The sequence below is a fragment of the Pseudomonas sp. AC229 genome (assembly GCF_979254655.1).
In genome coordinates, this window is sequence record NZ_CEEDHK010000006.1 from 93,862 (window position 1) to 112,061 (window position 18,200).

Consider the following 18,200-nt stretch of genomic DNA (forward strand, 5'->3'; position numbering starts at 1 on the left):
GCGCCATGCTCCGTCGCTGGGGTACGCCACGGGTAGCCGGCCTGCGTGATGCGCGGGTCAATGCTCAATGCGACTCCAGCGGCTTGCCGGCAGATGGGCGTTTGCGTCTGCTGAGTTTCAACATTCAGGTTGGCAACAGCACCGAAAGCTATCGCCACTACCTCACCCGCGGCTGGCAGCACCTGCTGCCGCACCAAGGCCGGTCCAGCAATTTGCAGCGCATCGGCGCGCTACTGGCCGACTACGACTTGGTCGCCCTGCAAGAAGCCGACGGCGGTAGCCATCGCTCCGGCTATATCAATCAGGTCGAGCACCTCGCTCAGTTGGGCGCGTTTCCTTACTGGTATCAGCAGCTCAATCGCAACCTCGGGCGCCTGGCCCAACACAGCAACGGCGTGCTCAGCCGCTTGCAACCCACCGTTATTGAAGACCATCCGCTGCCCGGCCCGCCTGGACGAGGCGCCATCTTGCTGCGCTTCGGCGAAGGTGAAGACGCGCTGGCGGTGGTCATGATGCACCTGTCGCTCGGGGCGAAAACGCGCGTACGGCAGCTGGCCTATATTCGTGAACTGATCGGCGAATATCGCCATCAGGTTTTGATGGGCGACATGAACACCCACGCTTCTGATTTACTGCTGCACTCACCACTGCGCGACCTCGGTTTGCTGGCCCCACAAGTGGAAGCCACCTTCCCGAGCTGGCGACCGCAGCGGTGTCTGGACCATATTTTGTTGAGCCCGAGTTTGACCCTGGAAGCTGTGCGCGTACTGGCCCAGCCGATTTCCGATCACTTGCCGGTGGCCGTCGAAATCCGCTTGCCTGATAGCCTGTGCAGCCAGCCGGATAGATCCAACACTTCCCTCGCGGAAATACCCCATGAGTGACGACGCGCAGCGCTGGAAAGAGAAGTACCTCAGCAGCCTTGAGCAACAGGAAAAGCTCGAGCGCCGCTGGGATATGCGTCTGGACTTACTGCGCCGCGGCTTGGTGCGCAGCTCGCTGGCGGCCGAAGGCACTGACAAGGCCGTTGACCAATGCATGTCCGAGCTCCGGGAAATCGTCCGTCGTGACGACATGGACGCCGGCCTTTCCGCGCTGATTCCGCGTCTGGAAAAAGCCGTGCTCGACTCTGAGCAGCGCCGTGTGGAGCGCGCCAGCCAAGTCACCGGAGCGCTCGGCGGGCTGGTCAGCCAATTGCTCAAACTCGACTTGCCCAGCGAAGTGCGCAAGCCGCTGAAAAAATTTAACAAGCAGGTAGAAAACCGCGCCAGTCAGGTTCGCGAGCTGCCCGCGCTGTTGTCCGAACTCAGCAGCCTGCAACGCCAGGCACTTGATGTGTTGGAAACGCCTGAAGCCGCTCGCCCAGGCTTACTGCAGCGCTTGTTTGGCGGGCGTGATGGCGGGGCCGGCGAAGCGCCCGAAACACCAAGTAGTGCAGCGCCGCCCGCGCCCGCGCCGCAAGCAGTGCAGCACCCGGTTCCTGCCCCCGTCCAACCAGCAGCGCCAGTGGCCGCTGAGCCGACGCCCGCGTTGACGCCAACGCCGGCATCGGAGCCCGCTGCCGCCGCCGTTACAACCGCGCCCGCTCCGGCAGCCGTGCCAACGCCAACGACTCAACCCCTTGAGCCGGCGACGGTGCCTGCCACGGCAGCGGGCAGTGAAGCGGCCACGGTGGCCATTAACGAAGCACTGGCAGCACGGCGAAGCGCGCGGGGCTCGTCGTTGTCGACCCTCGACAGTCTGCCGCTGTCCGCTTCGCTGCTCACCGACGGTGCCACCGTTTCGGCCGCCATCCACGCCACCGTCGAGCAGGAACTGGCAGACCCCGACTTCGCTATTCCGCCGGAACCCGAAGCCGGCTACAGCGCCATTGCCAGTCATGTCGAAGCCACATTGCTCGGGCTGCTCGACGATTTGCCCGTGCCGGAACACCACAAGCCGCAAGCCGAGTCGTTGCGCGTGCGCATTCAGGGTGGGCTGAACCTGTACGAGCTTGTGCCGGTGCTGGACGATTTCGCCGTGCTGATGCTGGCCGTAGCCGACCTCGGCCAGCGCGAGTTCGAGGGTTACCTGGCGCAACTCAACCAACGCCTGGCCACGTTTCAAGGCGGCTTGCAGGATGCCCACCAGGGCTACTCGGAATCGATGGCCGCCGCGCGCGAGCTGGATACCGAGCTGCGTCAGCAGGTCGACGGCCTGCACAACAGCGTGCAGGAAGCCACCGACCTCAGCAGCCTGAAACACCTGGTGGAAAACCGCCTGGACGGCTTGCTCAGCACCATGTCCCAATACCAATCGCAACGCGACGAGCGCGACCAGGAAGTAGCCGGCCGCCTGCAAACGTTGGTTGAGCGCGTGGCGAGCATGGAACAAGAAGCCAAGGGCTTTCGCGACCACCTCGAAGAGCAGCGGCAAAAAGCGCTCACCGACCCGCTCACCGGGCTTCCAAACCGCGCCGCCTGGACTGAGCGTCTGGATCTGGAAGTGGCGCGCTGGCAGCGCTACGGCGGCGAGTTGCTGATGGCGGTGCTGGACATCGACCACTTCAAGCGCATCAACGACAACTATGGCCACCTGGCTGGCGACAAGGTGCTCAAAATCATCGCCGGCGAGCTGAACAACCGGCTGCGCAAAACCGACTTTATGGCGCGCTTCGGCGGTGAAGAATTCGTCTTGCTGATCCCCTCCACGCCCGTTGTCGGTGGCCAGCAACTGCTCGAAACGCTGCGCGCTGCCATTGAAGCCTGCCCGTTTCACTTCAAAGGCGAACGCGTAACCATCACCGTGTCGGGTGGCTTAACCGAGTTTGTCGAAGGCGATCGCGTGGACGAGGTTTTTGAACGCGCCGACCAAGCGCTGTACCGCGCCAAACGGGGCGGTCGCAACCAGATACACGTCGCGGCAGAAGGCGAAAAGAAACAAGCCTAGGCCTGTAACTGCGCCGCCAATTTCGCCACTGCGGCCTGGCGCTCCGGCTGTTGCAAGCGAGCCTGAGGGTTGAGCGACGACCAGCGCGGGTGCGCCCGCGCCTGGCGAAGCACGGCAGGCAATTTGCCCTGGCGCCAGGCACCATCCTGATCAGCCTTGACCTCAATCGCGGTGGTCGCCGCATGGCCTCGGGCGCTCAGTGCGTCCAACAATTGGCGTTGGCGCACGGCCAACAACCGAAGCACGCCATCATCCACGCTCAGTTCACGGTTGCCCTTGAGCTTGCCCACCAGCCGCTCGCCATACGTGCGTGCGGTTTGCAGGCCGCCGCCCGCCAACGCACCGAGCACCGTGGCAGCGCCCAAGGTAATACCGCCCACCATCAAGTCGATGCCGGCGCCCGCTGCGGCACCGGCTGCCATGCCGCCGCCGACCTGAATGCCCAGCTGTTTGAGGGTTTCAGGGTTGAACAAATCGTCACTCCAGCGACCGTCGAGCAGCGGCAAATCGCTGGCCCGGGCATCGTTTTCGCGGAAGGCATACAAACGCAGCAGCGCCTGTACGCAAGCTTGCTCGCGTTGACGGACGCTTTGGTGCAGCGCCTGCACCTGCGCCTGCTCGTCGTTGCCGACACTGCGTCGGCACGACGCGCAATCAATCAGCAACTCGGCGATTAACCGCACGCCGGCGGTGTGGCGTGCGCGGGCCTGCGCTTCATGGTCGTCGATCAATCGCTGCAACTGCGGTCGGGACTTCTCCAGCAGCAAGGCCAGGCTTTCATACAGCCGACGCTCGCCGTCCAAGGGCGGCGCCACGGTGTCAAAACGCACCAGCGCGTGCAGCCCCAGGCGCGCCAATGCGTCGCGCCACTCGTCTTCGCGCTGCTGCGCGCAGGTCACGAAATTGAGCACCGGCAGCAACGGTTTACCGCAACTGCCGAGCACCGCCAGTTCATCGCGGTACTTCGCCAGTACCGGCTCGCGGGCGTCGATGACGTAGAGGCCAGCATCGCTGGCGAGCAGTTGCCGCAGCACCTTGGCTTCCTGTTCGAAGCGTTGTCGCGCCTCACTGCCTTCCAGAAAACGCGCCAGACGTGCCGGACCATCCAGCCGTTCGCCGGGCCGATCAAGCCGTTCCAGGTAGTCGAGCAGGGCGATGGCGTCTTCCAGGCCGGGCGTGTCGTAAAGCTCCAGCAAGGCCTGGCCATCCACCGATAACCTCGCGCCTTCCACGTGGCGCGTCGTACTCGGCCGATGGGACACCTCGCCAAACTCGACGTCGCGGGTGAGGGTGCGCAGCAGCGAGGTTTTGCCGACGTTGGTGTGGCCCACCACCGCCAGTTTCAACGGCGATTCACGGCGTTCACTCATCGGTCTGCTCCAGCCATTGCAACGGCGCGCCCTGGCGCCAGTTCAACTGCAGGGCGTCGAGCGCGCCGTGCCAGTCTTCCAGGCGCTGGCCGTCGAGCGCTTCGCCGGGCTCGGCGGCCAACAGCCAGACGCGGGTGTCGCCGGCATTGCGCGCCAGCTCAGCCAGTAACGCCAAGGTGCCGCGATCAGGCGAGCGGCGAGGGTCGCAAGCGATGGCCAGGCGCGCGGGTGGGAAGCGGTTCAGTTGGTCCAGCAGATGCTGTCGTTGCTCGCGACTGTCGACTACGCCGGCATCGGCCACGCCTTTAGGCAGGGCCGGCGGCCAGGGGCGCCGGGGATCGAGTTCAATCGCCACCAATACCGCGCCCGAACTGGCGGCCGTCAGACTGCCCGTCTGCGCACTGGGCAATTGCTGCGGCGCGGCGTCGGTCACGCCCAGCCGCTCGCTGCTCGGCTGCAAGCGGTCACGCAGCAAGCTGTAACCGGGCACATCGAGGTCCAGACTCAGCCGCGCGCGCCCTTGCTGCCAGCGCCACGCGCAAAACAAGGCCAGCACGGCGCGGGGCACCACGCCGTAGCCAATCAACATGCCCAACAGCCAGACCGCCCACGCCTGCCGTGCGCTCTCTTCGGCGATGGCGTCGCCACCGCTGGCGCGAATGACGTCTGCTGCCGGGGTGGTGAAACCCAACCAATGGGTCAAGGCGCCCAGGCTTTGGATAACGCTGACAAAGGTGTCGCTGCCCAACAGCGTGGTTTCCCACACGAAGCCATAACGCCGCGTCGCCAGCAGCGCTAGCAAACTGCCCAAGGCGCTGAGTAGCAACAGTAACCACATGCCATGCACGAACATGCCCAGCGCCCAGCGGCTCAGCCGTTGACGCTGCAACAGCACCAGCAACGCCGGGGCGAGTTGCACCGCTTGCGCGTCTCGGGCGAATTTTTCGCTCAGCCATAACCACAACCGGCCCAGGGTGGCGCCGCCGCTGCCGGCGAACGCAAGGCCAACGGCCCAGCCGATAAGCGTCAACAGATGAAGACCGAGCAAGCTGCCCAGCGCCCAGAACAAATTCACCGGCCGCTGCCCATCGCCCAATGCCGCGAAGCCCAAGCCTGCGCCACTGACCACGGCCAGAACCGCCAGCAGCCAGACGGCCAGCACGGCGCCCTGGCGCCAGTGCAGCAAGGCGGCGAGCATGCCGTCGCGCTGCGCAAGCCATAGGGCGCGGGTTTCGATGCGCTGTTCCAGCGGGCCACCCGCGCTGACCGCCTGGCGATTGGCCTCGCGGTCTTCCAACGGGCCGGCCTGTTCTTCGCGCAGCCGCACGGCCTCGGTCAGCCACAGGCGCTGCAACGGTGAGAGGGAAGGGAGCGGTGATTTCAATGCGGTCATGCACAAACTCATGGCTAAAAAGGTGGCCGCTCAGGTGGCAGCCGGGTTTGAGGATAACCGCTCAGGCGCGCCCCATCATCCGTTTGCTTTTTTTCCCGGTGGCGAGCCGTTATCCTCGCGGCCATGAATACGACCCGCCCCCTTTGCCTGATCGCCGCCCTCGCCGACAACCGTGTGATTGGCCGCGACAATCAACTGCCTTGGCATTTGCCGGCCGACCTTAAACACTTCAAAGCCATGACCCTCGGCAAGCCGATCATCATGGGCCGCAAAACGTGGGACTCTCTGGGCCGGCCGTTGCCGGGTCGGCTGAATCTGGTGGTCAGCCGCCAGGCCGGTTTGACCCTTGAAGGCGCCGAGGTATTTGCCTCGCTGGAAGCGGCCATCGCCCGCGCCGAAGAATGGGCCAGCCGCGAAGATGCCGATGAGCTGATGCTGATCGGCGGCGCCCAGCTCTATGAACAAGGCCTGGCATTGGCACGACGCCTGTACCTGACCCGCGTGGCCCTGAGCCCGGAGGGCGACGCCTGGTTTCCCGCGTTCGATCAAGCCGCCTGGCACCTGGCCTCCAGCATCGAGCACGAGGCCAGCGGCGAAACGCCGGCCTACAGCTTCGAAGTGTGGGACAAACGCTAGCCCGCACCGCCTGCTCCACTGACTACGCTGATTAACGCTGCCTCACTCGGGGCGGCGCGCTGCTATTTCCGAGGTTTTCCATGCAAGACAACACGTCCGGCTCCGTCGACATCGACCCGGCCGAAGTCGAAACCGTGGCCAAGGTGTTTGTCCGCCACCCGCTTTGGGAGGACGGCCTGGCCATGATTTCCGGCACCGCCATGGTGGCCCTGGGCATCGCCTTCTACGCCCATGCCGGTTTGCTGACCGGCGGCATGGTCGGCCTGGCATTTCTGCTCAAGTACAAATTGGGCGTGGCGTTTGGCTTGATGTTTTTCCTGCTCAACCTGCCGTTCTACCTGCTGGGTATCTGGCGCATGGGCTGGAGCTTCACCTTGCGCACCGGCTGTGCGGTGGCATTGGTGTCGGTGTTGGCGGAGCTGACGCCGCAGTGGGTGTCATTTGCTCACTTGAGCCCGCTTTACGCCGCGGTGTTCGGTGGGCTGGCGATGGGCCTGGGCTTGCTGATGCTGTTTCGTCATCGCGCCAGCCTGGGCGGGGTGAACATTCTTGCGCTGTTTTTGCAGGATCGCTTCGGCGTGCGCGCGGGGCTGGTGCAGATGGGCGTGGACGCGGTGATCGTGCTGACTTCGCTGTTCGTCATCGCCCCCGACAAGGTGGCCTTGTCGGTGCTTGGCGCGCTGGCGCTAAACCTGGTGCTAGCGATCAACCACCGGGCCGACCGCTACACCGGCGTTTCCTGAACAAGCGTTAGTCGGCCGCCAACTGATGGGCGCCTTGCTTGGAACGTTTGTAGGCCATGGCAGCGGCCGATACCGGCGACACGCGGCCCGTCTCGACCCACGTTTTCAGGCGCCCGGCATCGGCGATGTGGGTGTACTTACCGAACGCATCGAGCACCACGAACGCCACCGGCCGGTTGTTCATCATGGTGCGCATCACCAGGCAATGACCCGCCTCGTCGGTAAAGCCGGTTTTGGTCAGCTGGATGCTCCAGTTGGCCTTGTAGATCAGGTGGTTGGTGTTGCGAAAGCCGAGGGTGTAATTGGGCTTTTTGAAACTGGCGGTGGTTTCCGGCGTGGTGCTCAGTTGGCCCAGCAGCGGATATTGCTGGCTGGCTTTGAGCAGCTTGACCAGGTCATTGGCGCTGGACACGTTGCGCTCCGACAAGCCGGTCGGTTCGGTGTAGCGCGTGTGGGTCATGCCCAACGCGCGGGCCTTGGTGTTCATGGCGTTCACAAACGCCGTCACGCCGCCCGGGTAGTGGTGGGCCAGGCTCGCGGCCATGCGGTTTTCCGACGACATCAGCGCCAACAGCAGCATTTCGCGGCGCGTGGCCAGGCTGCCCACCTTGACCCGCGAAAACACCCCGCGCATTTCGGGCACGTCTTGAATCTTCACCGGCAACACTTCGTCCATCGGCAACTTGGCGTCGAGCGTGACCATGGCGGTCATCAGCTTGGTCACCGAGGCGATAGGCACCACTTTGTCGGGGTTGCTGGAATACAGCACTTCGTTGGTTTTCAGGTCCACCAACAGGGCGCTGCCGGAGGCCAGTTCCTGAACCTTGACCGGGGTTTTGCCAGCCGGTTTGGCAGGGATTTTCTCTGCCGCTGCGGCGACGGTGCTGAAGGCAAATAAGGTGCAGAACAACACGCGGGCGAGGGCGGGGCGAATATTCACAAGGACGGTCCACATGGCAGATGAAATGGAAGCCAGGGCAGTCCTTGCCGGCCCGCGCAGTATAGGAAAGGCCGGTGCGGTATGGAATGCGCTGTGATGCAGTTCATCAAATGCGATCAGAAAATTCCTATCCCTGATCTTTCAGTTCGGCCTGCAGCCAGTCCACAAACGGTTGCAACAAACGCGCCCGGCGTTTGCGCTCAGAAAGCACGGCGTAATAACCGAACAGGGACTGAGCCTGGCCTTCAATCACCCTGCACAGCACGCCTTGGTCCAGCAGCTCATCCACCAGGTGGCTCCAGCCAATCGCCACGCCCTGGCCGGCAATCGCCGCCTGGATCAGCAGCGTGTAGTTGTCGAAACTCAGCGCCGCCGGGCCCACCGGCTGATTGATACCCAGGGCCTGAAACAGCCCGCTCCAATCAAACCAGCGGCTGCTCATGTCCGGTTTCAAGTGCAGCAGGGGCAAGCTCGCCAATTGCTCTTTGGCCAACGGCAGGGTGCGGCCTTCCAGCAAGCGCGGGCTGCAGATCGGGAACACTTCTTCGCTGAACAGGCGGCTGGCCTCGGTGTGCTTGAAGCGGCCATCGCCAAAGGTGATGGCGATATCGATGTCGCTGCGCAGGCTGGTCATGCTGCGGTCGCTGGTAATCAGGCTGACATCCAGGTGTGGATTAGCCTGACGAAAGCGCGGCAAACGCGGCATCAACCAATACGCGGCGAAGGCGAAATCGGTGGAAACCTGCAGCACCTCGTGCTGGTTTTGCGCGGTGATGGCAGCAACGCCCGCGTCGATGGTTTCCAACCCCTGCTGCACATGCAAGAGCAGCACCTGCCCGGCGTCGGTCAGGGTGATGCCACGGTGAATCCGGTTGAACAACCGCACCGCCAGCTCTTTTTCCAGGCGCTTTATCTGTTGGCTAACCGCCGGCTGCGTGGTGCCCAGTTCGGCAGCGGCGCTGGTAAAGCTCAGCGACCGTGCAGCCGCTTCAAACACGCGAAGCAAATCCAGCGGCAGGCTCACGCCACGCGCTCACATAAGCAATGGTTATCCGAAACATGCCTGGCCATGCGCTTTACCCCTGAATGCGTGAGGCAGAAGATCGAGCCATCACTATCGCATAACCGATCCGCATAGGATAAGCCTGCCACATGAAGCGCCCGAACATCCTTTTCATCATGGCCGACCAGATGGCCGCGCCACTTCTGCCGATCCACGATCCGGCATCGCCGATTCAAATGCCGCACCTCAGCCGCCTGGCCAGCGAAGGCGTGGTCTTCAACTCCGCTTACTGCAACAGCCCGCTGTGCGCGCCTTCACGCTTCACGCTGGTAAGCGGTCAGTTGCCGTCGAAAATCGGCGCTTACGACAATGCGGCCGACTTTCCCGCCGACGTACCGACCTACGCCCACTACCTGCGTCGCTTGGGCTACAAGACGGCGCTGTCGGGAAAAATGCACTTCTGCGGGCCCGATCAACTGCACGGCTACGAGCAGCGTCTGACCAGCGACATCTACCCCGCCGATTACGGCTGGGCGGTGAACTGGGACGAGCCCGACGTCCGCCCCAGTTGGTACCACAACATGTCCTCGGTGCTGCAAGCCGGCCCTTGCGTGCGCACCAACCAGCTCGATTTTGACGAAGAGGTGGTGTTCAAGGCGCAGCAATACCTGTTCGACCATGTGCGCGAAGCGCCGGACCAGCCGTTTTGCCTGACCGTGTCGATGACTCACCCCCACGACCCGTACACCATCCCGAAAAAATTCTGGGACCTGTTCGAGGAGCAGGACATTCCGCTGCCCCGCCATCCCCGCGCGCAAAGCGAGCAAGACCCGCACTCGCAACGGCTGATGAAAGTCATCGACCTGTGGGACAAGCCGCTGCCGCAAGAAAAGATTCGCGACGCCCGCCGCGCCTACTTTGGCGCGTGCAGCTACATCGACGGCAACATCGGCAAGCTGCTGGAAACGCTCGAAGCCACCGGGTTGGCGGACGACACCGTGATCGTCTTCTCCGGCGACCACGGCGACATGCTCGGCGAGCGTGGGCTCTGGTACAAAATGCACTGGTTTGAAATGGCCGCTCGCGTGCCTATGGTCATCCACGCTCCCGCGCAGTTCGCTGCCGGCCGGGTGAACGCGTCGATCTCGACCGCCGACTTGTTGCCGACCTTCGTCGAACTGGCGGGCGGGCAGCTGCAACACGACTTGCCGCTGGACGGCCGTTCGCTGCTGCCGCATTTGCTGGGCACCGGCGGCCATGACGAAGTGTTCGGCGAATACATGGCCGAGGGCACCAATAGCCCGCTGATGATGATTCGTCGCGGTCCGTACAAATTCATGTACTCCGAGCAAGACCCCTGCCTGCTCTACAACACCGAGCAAGATCCTTTCGAGCTTGAAGAGTTGAGCGGCTCAGCCGAGCACCGAAGCCTGTTCGAGGCCTTTCTCGATGAGGCGCGCAGCAAGTGGGACATTCCTGCGATTCACCACCAGGTGTTGGCCAGTCAGCGCCGTCGTCGCTTCGTGGCCGGCGCGCTGAGCCTGGGCACCCTCAAGAGCTGGGACCACCAGCCGTTTACTGATGCCAGTCAGCAGTACATGCGCAACCACATCGACCTCGACGACCTGGAGCGCAAAGCCCGTTTTCCGCAACCACCTGCCCACACTAAAAACTAAATCCAAGGGGACGCCATGAACATTTTATCCACCAAGTTATCCACAGCCTTGCTCACAGCGGCCGGCGCGCTGGCGCTGACGATTGGCCAGGCGCAAGCGGCCGAGTCGTGCGACACCGTGCGAATGGCCGATCCGGGTTGGAGCGACATCGCCGTGACCAATGCCGTGACCAGCTTTTTGCTCGACGGCATGGGCTACAAAGCCAAAATCGACACGCTGGCGGTGCCGATTATTTTTGGCGGCATGAAAGACGGTTTGGTGGATGTGTTCATGGGCAACTGGATGCCCGCACAGCAAGCCCACTACGACAAATTTGTAAAACCGGGCGATGTGGTGCAACTCAGCAAAAACCTCGAAGGCACAGAGTTCACGCTGGCTGTACCCGATTACGTGTATGCCGCCGGGGTGCATGACTACGCCGACCTGGCCAAGTTTGCCGACAAGTTCGACCAGAAGATTTACGGCATTGGCGCCGGTGCGCCGGCCAACCAGTCGCTGCAGGAAATGATCAGTAAAAACGAGTTCGACCTGGGTAAATGGAAGCTGGTGGAGAGCAGCGAACAGGCCATGCTGTCGGAGGTCGCGCGGGCGGTGAAACGCGAGCGCTTCATCACTTTCCTGGGCTGGACCCCGCACCCCATGAACGTGCAATTCAAGATGAAATACCTGAGCGGTGGCGAGAAATATTTTGGCGCCAGCGGCAGCGTTTATACCCTGACGCGCAAAGGTTATGCACAGGCGTGCCCTAACGTCGCCAAGCTGCTCACCAACCTGACGTTCACCCAGGAGATGGAGAACAGCATCATGGCCCAGGTGGCCAATAAAAAAGGCAGCAATGCCGAAGCGGCCAAGGCCTGGATAAGTGCCCATCCCGAGGTATTGAACGGCTGGCTGGACGGGGTGAAAACAAAAGACGGCGGTGATGCGCTGGCGGCGGTGAAGGCCAAGCTTTAAGGCTAAAGAGCATCGCGGCTAAAGCCGCTCCCACAGATGAAAACGTTTTCTGTGGGAGTGCAACCGCGGTTTGCTGGAATCGCAGTCCCACGTAATAGCCTGGATCCCCGCGTGCGCGAGGATGACGGTGGACGGGGTAGAGATGGTGTTTTCCTACGCGAACCTAACTCCAAACCTCCGTCATCCTCGCGCACGCGGGGATCCAGAATTGTCAGTCATGCGCGTAACGTGAAACCTGCCCCGCGCCCTCACTGCAAAGCCAACTCCCCGGGCGCAGTGTGCCTGTCATGACTGCTACCCTTTCGCCAAACCCTTGTACCGAGATGTAGATGCGCTGGCCCAATCGCTTGATGCTTTTTCCCTTTCTCGCCTGGTTGCCACTCCAGAGCAGTCGCTCGCTTCGCCGCGACTTTCTCGTCGGCCTTAGCGGCGCGGTACTCGCCCTGCCTCAATCTATTGCCTACGCGCTGATCGCGGGGCTGCCTGCCGAATACGGTTTGTATGCGGCCGTGGTGCCGGTGGTTATTGCCTGTTTATGGGGTTCGTCGTGGCACCTGATTTGTGGACCAACGGCGGCGATTTCCGTGGTGCTGTTTACCAGCGTCAGCCCGCTCGCCGTGCCCGGCAGTGCCGACTATGTGGAGTTGGTGCTGCTGCTGACCTTTCTCGCCGGACTGTTCCAGTGGCTGCTCGGCCTGCTGCGCTTCGGCTCTCTGGTGAATTTTGTTTCGCATTCGGTGGTGGTCGGCTTCAGCGCAGGCGCGGCGCTGGTGATTGCCCTCGGCCAGTTGCCGTATTTATTGGGCATCGACTTACCCAGCCAGGCGACCGGCTACGACAGCATCACCCACCTGATTCAATTGCTCCCCAGCGCCAGCGCAGCCTGTGTCGCGGTTTCGCTGGTGAGTTTAATCAGCAGTCTGGTCGTACGCCGCTTTTGGCCCAGAGCCCCGGCGCTGCTGGTCGGCATTGCTTTGGGCAGCCTCGTTGTCGCCGCGCTACCGACGTTCTTTGCCGGCGTTCCCCTGGTGCCGGCCTTCACCGGCTCGTTGCCGCCCTTCAGCCCGCTAAGCCTGGACCCCGCGACCGTGATCAGGCTGCTGCCTACCGCCGTGGCGTGCGGCATGCTCGGGCTGGTCACCAGCCTGTCGATCGCACGCACTCTAGCCAGTCGTTCTCAGCAAATGCTCAACGCCAATCAGGAAGTGCGCGCGCAAGGTCTGTCGAACATGGTGGGAGCGTGGTTCTCGGGTTATCTGTCGGCGGGCTCGTTCACCCGCTCCGGCCTGAACCTGCAGGGCGGCGCCAGCTCGCCGCTGGCCGGCGTGTTTTCGGCCTTGTGCGTGGCCGCGTTCGCGCTGTTCGGCGCGAGGCTGATCGCCCACATTCCGCTCCCGAGCATGGCCGCCAGCATTTTGCTCATCTGCTGGGGCTTGATCGATTTCGCCGGTATTCGCGCGCTGTACCGCGTCAGCCGCTCGGAATTTGTGGTGATGCTGCTGACCCTGGCCGCCACGCTGTTGATGGAGCTGCAAACCGCCATTTATGCCGGGGTGCTGGCCTCGCTGTTTTTCTACCTCAAGCGCACGTCGCAACCCCGGGTACAGCACTGGTTCGAAGGCGATGAAGAAATTCTGCGGGTGGAAGGCTCGATTTTTTTCGGCGCCTGCCATTTCCTGCAGTTGCGCCTGCAACGCAGCAAGGGCAAGCGGGTGGTGATCGAGGCGCAGCAGATCAACTTTATCGACTACGCCGGCGTCACCATGCTCCACCAGGAAGCCCATCGCCTGCGGGCGCAGGGCCGACGCCTGTGCCTGCGCCGGGCCAAGGCGCAGGTGGTCGAGGAATTGCTCAAGCTTGAAGGTGAAGCGGGCTGCCCCATCGAGTTCGAGCCGGCTGTTTAACCGAGCTGGCGGCGCAGTTCGGCCAGCACGCTGGCGCTGTCCGGCCGAACGCCGCGCCAGAGGAAAAACGCTTCCGCCGCCTGCTCCACCAGCATGCCCAACCCGTCCAGGGTGCGCGCTGCGCCGTGGTCGCTGGCCCACTGGTTAAAGGGCGTGAGACCTTTGCCATACATCATGTCGTAGCACACGGTATGGCCCGGTTTGATCAGGCCTGGCGAAATGGGCGGCAGCTCGCCGCCGAGGCTGGCGGACGTGCCGTTGATGATCAGGTCCACCGGCACTTCCATCCAATCAAACCCGCACGCCGCCACTGGGCCAAGGTCGGCAAAGGCCTTCGCCAGCGCCTCGGCTTTTTCCACGGTGCGATTGGCGATCACTACCGAATGCGGATGCTCAGCCAACAACGGCGCCAGCACGCCGCGCGCCGCGCCACCCGCTCCCAGCAGCAAAATGCGTTTGCCCTCAAGGCTCATGCCGGCGTTTACCGTCAGGTCGCGAACCAGCCCGGCGCCGTCGGTGTTGTCGCCGAGCAACCCGCCGTCGTTCTGTTTGCTCAGGGTATTCACCGCCCCGGCGCGCTGCGCCCGCGGGGTCAGGCAGTCGGCGAGCTGGTAGGCCTGCTCTTTGAACGGCACGGTGACGTTGCCGCCACGGCCGCTGGTGAAGAACTCGCGGGCAAACGCGGTGAAGCCGTCCAGCGGCGCAAGCAGCGCTTCGTAGCTGAGCGATTGGCCGGTTTGCTCGGCGAACAAGCGGTGAATCTGCGGCGACTTGCTGTGGCCAATGGGATGGCCGAATACACCGTAACGGTCCATCAGTTAGCAGCCTCGCCCAACCAGTCGCGATCTTGCAGGAAGTACTCGGTCAGGCGCGCTTCTTCGCTGCCGGGCGCGGGTTTCCAGTCGTAGCCCCACTGCACATGGGGCGGCAGCGACATCAGAATCGACTCGGTACGCCCGCCCGATTGCAGGCCGAAGAGCGTGCCACGGTCGTACACCAGGTTGAATTCCACATAGCGGCCACGGCGAAATGCCTGGAACTCGCGCTGCTCAGCGGTGAACGCGGTGTGTTTGCGCCGCTGCACGATCGGCAGGTAGGCGTCGATGTAGGCATCGCCAATGGCGCGGATAAAGGCGAAGCAGGTGTCGAAGTCCCACTCGTTGAGGTCATCGAAAAACAGGCCGCCGATGCCACGGGGTTCGTTGCGGTGTTTGATGTGGAAGTACGTGTCGCACCACGCTTTGTAGCGCGGGTACACGTCGGCGCCGAACGGTGCACAGGCTTGTTCGGCAACGCGGTGCCAGTGCTGGCAGTCTTCGTCGTTGCCGTAGTAGGGCGTCAAGTCGAAACCGCCGCCGAACCACCACACGGCTTCTTCGCCTTCTTTCTCGGCGATGAAGAATCGCACGTTGGCGTGGGACGTCGGCACATGGGGGTTCGTCGGGTGCATCACCAGCGACACGCCCATGGCTTCAAAGCCTCGGCCGGCCAGCTCGGGACGGTGGGCGCTGGCAGACGGTGGCAGGCCAGTGCCGAACACATGGGAGAAATTCACCCCGCCTTTTTCCAGCAACGCGCCGTTGGCAATCACCCGCGTACGACCGCCACCGCCCGCCGGGCGCTCCCACGCATCTTCAGCGAACGTGGCGCCGCCGTCTTCGGCTTCCAGGGCAGCACAAATACGGTCTTGCAGGTCGAGCAGATAGGCCTTAACGGCTGCGCTACGTTCACTCACAACATCACCTTCAACACGCAAAATAGGAAACGGTTTGGCGCCCAGAAGCCGCAGCGGGCGGGGCTCATAGCCCGAACAGGGGCGCAAGCATACCACCGCCGCAAGCGGATTCGCTGTTGACGGCCATCGGCTCGGGGCGTTGGATAGAGCCCTTTCGTTCGCGCAGCCACAGGAGTTTTCCATGCCCAAGCGTATTCAATTCGCCCGCCACGGCGGCCCCGACGTGCTCGAGTACCTCGACTATCAGCCCGCCGCGTTGGGCGACAACGATGTGCGCGTGGCGAATCACGCCATTGGCCTCAACTTTATCGACACCTACTACCGCAGCGGCCTGTACAGCCCGGCTGCATTGCCGTCGGGCTTGGGCGGCGAGGGCGCCGGTGTGGTGGATGCGGTGGGCGAGGCGGTCACCAACGTCAAGGTCGGCGACCGCGTGGCTTATGGCACCGGGCCGTTGGGCGCTTACAGCGAGTTGCATGTGCTGCCTGCCGCGCACGTAGTGAAACTGCCCGACAGCATCAGCTTCGAGCTGGCCGCCAGCGTCATGCTCAAAGGCCTCACCGTGCAGTATCTGCTGCGTCAGACCTTTCCCTTGAAAGGCGGCGAGACCATCTTGTTCCACGCGGCAGCCGGCGGCGTGGGGAGCATCGCTTGCCAGTGGGCGAAAGCCTTGGGCGTAAAACTGATCGGCACCGTTGGCTCCGCCGCCAAGGCCGAGCGCGCGCACGCATTGGGCGCCTGGGCGACCATCGATTACAGCCACGAAGACGTGACGGCGCGCGTGCTTGAACTCACAGACGGCAAGAAATGCCCGGTGGTCTACGACTCGATTGGTAAGGACACGTGGGAAACGTCCCTGAACTGCGTGGCGCCGCGCGGCTTGCTGGTGAGTTTTGGCAATTCATCAGGCCCGGTCAGCGGCGTGAACCTGGGCGTGCTGGCACAGAAAGGTTCGCTGTACGTGACGCGTCCGACCCTGGGCAGCTACGCCGACTCACCGGCCAGCCTGCAAGCCATGGCGGATGAGTTGTTCGCCATGCTCGCCAGCGGCCAGATCACCGTGGACATCAACCAGCGCTTCGCCCTTAAAGATGCCGCCGCGGCGCACATTGCGCTGTCTGGCCGGCAAACCAGCGGCTCGACCGTGTTGCTGCCGTAGACACTTAGCTGGCGCGCAGCACGTTGCCGGTGGCCAGGTCACGGATCACGCTGGGGTTTTTGCGCCCACCGAGCGACCCGGTCACCACGGCATCGAGCTGGTCGGGGAAGTACTGCTGAATGCGCAGGCTGTTGCGCGCCGGCAGCTTGCCTGCAGGGTTGGCCGAGGTGGACACCAGCGGCCCGACCATGGCGCACAATTCGCGCACCAACGGATGGTCGGACACGCGCAACGCCACGGTTTCATGGGCGCCGGTAATCCAGGCAGGCAACAGATTTTGATGCGGCACTAGCCAGGTGTTCGGGCCGGGCCAGGTGCTGGCCAGGCGGTCGAGCCACAATTCAGGGAAGTCTTCGAGCAGAAAGTCGAACTGGTGAATGGTGTCGGCCACCAGAATCAGGCCCTTCTCCATCGGCCGCTGCTTGAGCGCCAGAAGACGCTGCACAGCTTGCGCGTCCCAAGGGTCGCAACCCAGGCCCCACACCGCTTCGGTGGGGTAGGCGATCACGCCACCGTTGCGCACTACACGTGCCGCCTGCTTCACCCGCCAACTGCTGATCATGGCTAACCCTCGCTGTATTTCGAACTGCGCGCAGTGTACCCAAGCGCCGCTTAACGGCCCACCCAGACCCCACCTTCGCTGGCGACTTTGCCTTCAAGCTCCAGCTCCGTCAGCGCTACCAGCACACGCGGCAACGGCCAGCCACTGGCCAGGCTAAGCGCCTCGCTGCTCTGCGGGGCGGCGTATAGCAATTTAAGGATAGGGTGTTTGACCGCCTCGGGTTTACGCCGCGCTTTGGGCGCGGGGGCCACGTTCTGCCAACCGCGCAGACCTTCGAGAATGTGCTCGACCGATTCCACCAGCGCCGCGCCATCACGAATCAGCTGATGGCAGCCTCGCGCGCCCGGGTGGTGAATGGAACCGGGGATGGCGTACACCTCGCGGCCCTGTTCCAGCGCCAGGCGTGCGGTGATCAACGAGCCGCTGGAGGGGCTGGCCTCGACCACCAACACGCCAAGCGAGAGGCCGCTGATCAGGCGGTTGCGCAAGGGAAAGTTCGCGGGGATGGGCGGGCTGTCCAGCGGCAGCTCCGATACCAGCGCGCCTTCGCGAGCGATGTCGGCGGCCAGGCTTTTATGGCGCGGCGGATACAGCTGGTTCAGACCCGTACCCAGCACGGCCACGGTCTTGCCCGCCACTGCCAATGCGCCCTGGTGGGCGGCGCCGTCGATGCCCACCGCCATGCCGCTGGTGATGACAAAGCCGCCGCCGGCCAGGCTGCGCGCGAATGCGTTGGCGGTATCCATGCCGGGTTTCGACGCCCGCCGGCTACCGACGATGGCCAGTTGTGGTTGCTGCAACAGGTCCATGTCGCCGGCCACAAACAGCAGCGGCGGCGCGTCCGGCAACTCGGCGAGCAGGGCGGGGTAGTCGGGGTTGTCCCACATAATCAGGTGCTGGTTGGCGCGCTCAAGCCATTCGAGGGTGGCGGTTACGCGTTGGCGAACTGTTTCGTCGCGCCGCGCTTCGGCGCAGGTGTCCGGCAGCTTTAGCGCGCGCCAGGCAGAGGCCGGCGCGCTGAGGGCCGATGAGGCGTTGCCAAACGCATTGATAAGGGTGCGAAAGCGCTTGCCGCCCAGATCGGGCAGGCAGTGCAGACGGATTCGGGCTTCGAGTTCGGCGGGCGAGGTGGCGTGTGACATTGCGGATCATCCTTGATCGAAAAAGCTGTTAATTACGGGTCGTTTCCTACAAGAC

Annotated in this window: 16 protein-coding genes; 8 read left to right on the plus strand and 8 right to left on the minus strand. The window is 63.4% G+C overall.

Annotation, left to right across the window (positions count from 1 at the left end; genetic code table 11):
* Window positions 1-5: 5 nt before the first annotated feature.
* On the plus strand, window positions 6-884 hold the full coding sequence (locus tag AC0IW7_RS10060; RefSeq protein ID WP_122492247.1) for an endonuclease/exonuclease/phosphatase family protein: 879 nt from the start codon (window positions 6-8) through the stop codon (window positions 882-884).
* The gene (locus AC0IW7_RS10065; RefSeq protein WP_471817583.1) at window positions 877-2,928 is read left to right on the plus strand and encodes a GGDEF domain-containing protein; all 2,052 of its coding nucleotides are present in this window, start codon (window positions 877-879) and stop codon (window positions 2,926-2,928) included. Before AC0IW7_RS10060 ends, AC0IW7_RS10065 begins: the two co-directional genes overlap by 8 nt.
* Here the strand turns inward: AC0IW7_RS10065 and AC0IW7_RS10070 are convergent.
* Both AC0IW7_RS10070 and AC0IW7_RS10075 read right to left on the minus strand, forming a co-directional pair.
* Entirely contained in the window at window positions 2,925-4,298 is a 1,374-nt protein-coding gene (locus AC0IW7_RS10070) for a GTPase/DUF3482 domain-containing protein (RefSeq protein WP_471817585.1), read from the minus strand. The two genes, AC0IW7_RS10065 and AC0IW7_RS10070, sit on opposite strands and share 4 nt — an antisense overlap.
* A complete protein-coding gene (locus tag AC0IW7_RS10075; RefSeq protein ID WP_471817587.1) occupies window positions 4,291-5,691 on the minus strand; it encodes a DUF2868 domain-containing protein in 1,401 nt (466 codons plus the stop codon). Before AC0IW7_RS10075 ends, AC0IW7_RS10070 begins: the two co-directional genes overlap by 8 nt.
* Before the next feature lie 123 nt (window positions 5,692-5,814).
* Here AC0IW7_RS10075 and AC0IW7_RS10080 point away from each other — a divergent pair, with 123 nt between their 5' ends.
* Both AC0IW7_RS10080 and AC0IW7_RS10085 read left to right on the plus strand, forming a co-directional pair.
* Window positions 5,815-6,327, plus strand: coding sequence for a dihydrofolate reductase (locus tag AC0IW7_RS10080; protein ID WP_471817588.1), 513 nt, complete (start codon window positions 5,815-5,817; stop codon window positions 6,325-6,327).
* An 80-nt stretch (window positions 6,328-6,407) separates the two neighbouring features.
* Complete coding sequence (locus AC0IW7_RS10085) at window positions 6,408-7,070, plus strand: YitT family protein (protein ID WP_471817590.1); 663 nt, start codon at window positions 6,408-6,410, stop codon at window positions 7,068-7,070.
* Between the two features lie 7 nt (window positions 7,071-7,077).
* On the opposite strand, the gene pbpG is transcribed toward AC0IW7_RS10085, so the two are convergent.
* Both pbpG and AC0IW7_RS10095 read right to left on the minus strand, forming a co-directional pair.
* On the minus strand, window positions 7,078-8,025 hold the full coding sequence (gene pbpG / locus AC0IW7_RS10090) for a D-alanyl-D-alanine endopeptidase (protein ID WP_471817592.1): 948 nt from the start codon (window positions 8,023-8,025) through the stop codon (window positions 7,078-7,080).
* Between the two features lie 112 nt (window positions 8,026-8,137).
* Window positions 8,138-9,034 (minus strand): choline sulfate utilization transcriptional regulator, encoded by an 897-nt coding sequence (locus tag AC0IW7_RS10095; RefSeq protein WP_471817594.1) that lies wholly within the window; start codon window positions 9,032-9,034, stop codon window positions 8,138-8,140.
* A 128-nt stretch (window positions 9,035-9,162) separates the two neighbouring features.
* Between AC0IW7_RS10095 and betC the strand changes: the two genes are divergently transcribed.
* The 3 genes from betC to AC0IW7_RS10110 all read left to right on the plus strand — a co-directional run bounded on the left by betC (window position 9,163) and on the right by AC0IW7_RS10110 (window position 13,547).
* Window positions 9,163-10,689 (plus strand): choline-sulfatase, encoded by a 1,527-nt coding sequence (betC, locus tag AC0IW7_RS10100; RefSeq protein ID WP_471817596.1) that lies wholly within the window; start codon window positions 9,163-9,165, stop codon window positions 10,687-10,689.
* A 15-nt stretch (window positions 10,690-10,704) separates the two neighbouring features.
* The gene (choX, locus tag AC0IW7_RS10105; protein WP_471817598.1) at window positions 10,705-11,643 is read left to right on the plus strand and encodes a choline ABC transporter substrate-binding protein; all 939 of its coding nucleotides are present in this window, start codon (window positions 10,705-10,707) and stop codon (window positions 11,641-11,643) included.
* A gap of 329 nt (window positions 11,644-11,972) precedes the next feature.
* The gene (locus AC0IW7_RS10110) at window positions 11,973-13,547 is read left to right on the plus strand and encodes a SulP family inorganic anion transporter (RefSeq protein WP_471817600.1); all 1,575 of its coding nucleotides are present in this window, start codon (window positions 11,973-11,975) and stop codon (window positions 13,545-13,547) included.
* Here the strand turns inward: AC0IW7_RS10110 and aroE are convergent.
* Both aroE and hemF read right to left on the minus strand, forming a co-directional pair.
* On the minus strand, window positions 13,544-14,362 hold the full coding sequence (gene aroE, locus AC0IW7_RS10115) for a shikimate dehydrogenase (RefSeq protein ID WP_471817602.1): 819 nt from the start codon (window positions 14,360-14,362) through the stop codon (window positions 13,544-13,546). The two genes, AC0IW7_RS10110 and aroE, sit on opposite strands and share 4 nt — an antisense overlap.
* Window positions 14,362-15,282, minus strand: a complete 921-nt coding sequence (gene hemF, locus AC0IW7_RS10120; protein WP_471817603.1) for an oxygen-dependent coproporphyrinogen oxidase — start codon at window positions 15,280-15,282, stop codon at window positions 14,362-14,364. The genes aroE and hemF overlap by 1 nt, the downstream gene beginning before the upstream one ends.
* A 181-nt stretch (window positions 15,283-15,463) precedes the next feature.
* Here hemF and AC0IW7_RS10125 point away from each other — a divergent pair, with 181 nt between their 5' ends.
* Window positions 15,464-16,441: an NADPH:quinone reductase gene (locus AC0IW7_RS10125; RefSeq protein ID WP_471817605.1), complete on the plus strand. Its 978-nt coding sequence runs from the start codon at window positions 15,464-15,466 to the stop codon at window positions 16,439-16,441.
* A gap of 4 nt (window positions 16,442-16,445) precedes the next feature.
* On the opposite strand, the gene tsaC is transcribed toward AC0IW7_RS10125, so the two are convergent.
* Window positions 16,446-17,003: an L-threonylcarbamoyladenylate synthase type 1 TsaC gene (gene tsaC, locus AC0IW7_RS10130; RefSeq protein WP_471817607.1), complete on the minus strand. Its 558-nt coding sequence runs from the start codon at window positions 17,001-17,003 to the stop codon at window positions 16,446-16,448.
* 50 nt (window positions 17,004-17,053) lie between these two features.
* A complete protein-coding gene (dprA, locus tag AC0IW7_RS10135) occupies window positions 17,054-18,145 on the minus strand; it encodes a DNA-processing protein DprA (protein WP_471817609.1) in 1,092 nt (363 codons plus the stop codon).
* Between the last annotated feature and the right edge of the window lie 55 nt (window positions 18,146-18,200).